This is a genomic window from Lentilactobacillus kefiri (assembly GCF_007989105.1).
In the GTDB taxonomy this organism is placed as follows: Bacteria; Bacillota; Bacilli; order Lactobacillales; family Lactobacillaceae; genus Lentilactobacillus; species Lentilactobacillus kefiri.
The window spans coordinates 1-1,765 of record NZ_BJVK01000083.1 but is presented as its reverse complement, the minus strand read 5'-3'; the positions used below and the strand labels follow the sequence as shown (position 1 = coordinate 1,765).

1 protein-coding gene and 1 pseudogene are annotated in these 1,765 nt (G+C 35.9%); both read right to left on the bottom strand.

What is annotated here, in order from left to right; translation table 11 throughout:
- Positions 1–595 (bottom strand): annotated as a pseudogene (locus LKE01_RS11730) (hypothetical protein); the annotation flags it as partial.
- A 304-nt stretch (positions 596–899) separates the two neighbouring features.
- Positions 900–1,765: MFS transporter (locus tag LKE01_RS12145; protein WP_483403608.1), on the bottom strand; the 866-nt coding region annotated here is incomplete at its 5' end.

The window sequence follows — 1,765 nt, the reverse complement described above, 5'->3', positions numbered from 1 at the left end:
GATTCAAAAAGTCATCCATTGCCTTGAAAGTGGCCACATTATTAACAATCTTGTCTTTAGGGTCACGAAACAATGCATAACGACTTAGTGGCTTGGAGACGGTACTATTTGGAAACAGTGCCAAAACGTCACGAGTTAACTGCTGGTATTTGGATTGCTTGATAAACTGATTGTATTCTTTATTGGTTGCAATATTGAGATCAATACTTTTAACCTTAGTAAAGTTAGGATTATATCCCGGCTTGAGATAACCACGCCAAATCCAGCCACTAACCCATTTCTTGGTTTTAGTTGGGGAAACTGCACCAACTCGGTAATAAACAGCATTCTTATTATTATGACGAAGCACAACCGCACCAGTCGAATGCCATGAGGTATTGGGGTAATTTTTAATGTTCGCTAATTTTTTAGTGTGCTTAGTGGTAGTCCAAACGTATGCGTTTCGCTTTGGATTCGCTGCATGATACATTTTACCAGTTCCCGCAGGAAATGAGCTTTTGACAACTGTGTAGGCAGAACTAGCATAAGTTGTTGGATTGGACAGTATAACGATGCCCAATCCAAGACTAAGCAACAACAAAGGCCATTTTTTCATAAGTATCCTCCTCATATATTCCCAGTATACTTGATCACGAACTAACCTTAAAAATTAATGAATGTCAATAAGTGAGGCAACCTTTACAAAATTCAAACAATCGTACGGCCAAGTATCTATTCGTCATCTCCAGGCCATTGTAATCATCAATAGCGTGGCTTTTACTTTAACTTTTAGGGTACATCTCAATATCAGCGGCATTTTTAAATCCAATGTTAATGCTCCATACTAGGTACTTTATATAATAAAGCTGAATTTTAAACAATCTAATGCTCGGAGAATTGCAACTTCAAAAGGTCACTCGTTATTGTCGATCTCTCTTAAAAACTACCTCGCGTATTGACTTTGATCCAGCACACTTCTTAAAGACTATCAAGAACTCAATCACAAAATAAATGATCATCGTTATTGTGATAAGGCCTATGTATGCAATAGTTATATCAAATCCAATATTTTGAATAAGCCCCAGTGTAAAGACTGTGACTGCTGCTAAAACGTTTGTAAACACATCTTCAATAACAAAAATCTGTGTTCGATTTTCATCTGTAATTTGTGTTTGAATCATGTTTTCCAACATATTACCGGCGATTGTTGAACCAATTGCTAAAAGTACATACGAAAGTAACACCATTGCCAAGTTCTGACTTACAACCAACATGATCGCATAACTTCCAAAGATCAATGTGCCAATTTGGAATGCAAGATGATATGGCAAACGTAAGTTAACAAATGCTAATACCGAAGAAACAATTAAAAAAACAATTGCTAGAAATGATAATGAATAAGCATATTGAGCAGAAGTAATCCCTACAACCTTAGTGACAAAAATAACTTCAAATGAATCCAAGCCAGTTCCCATATTATCGAAAAGAATAAAGATCAGATAAAATCCTGCTAAACCTTTAACTGTTTTCAGTGCTTTTAAAGAATTCACAATATCTGATTTAACGTTTCTTTTGGTTCCCTCATATGATGTTGGGTTGTCAAATTTAATTGATGGAAGAGCAAATAATGTAAGCCCGCCCAAAAAAGTGATTCCGCTATAGATATAAAATAGCAACGCCTGCTGTTGTCCTTGAAACAATCCAACTAACATCGGCCCGATAAAATACGAAATTGAACCAACACTTGTAATTGCAGCATTAAAACGACTTATTCCTTCTTTCTTAG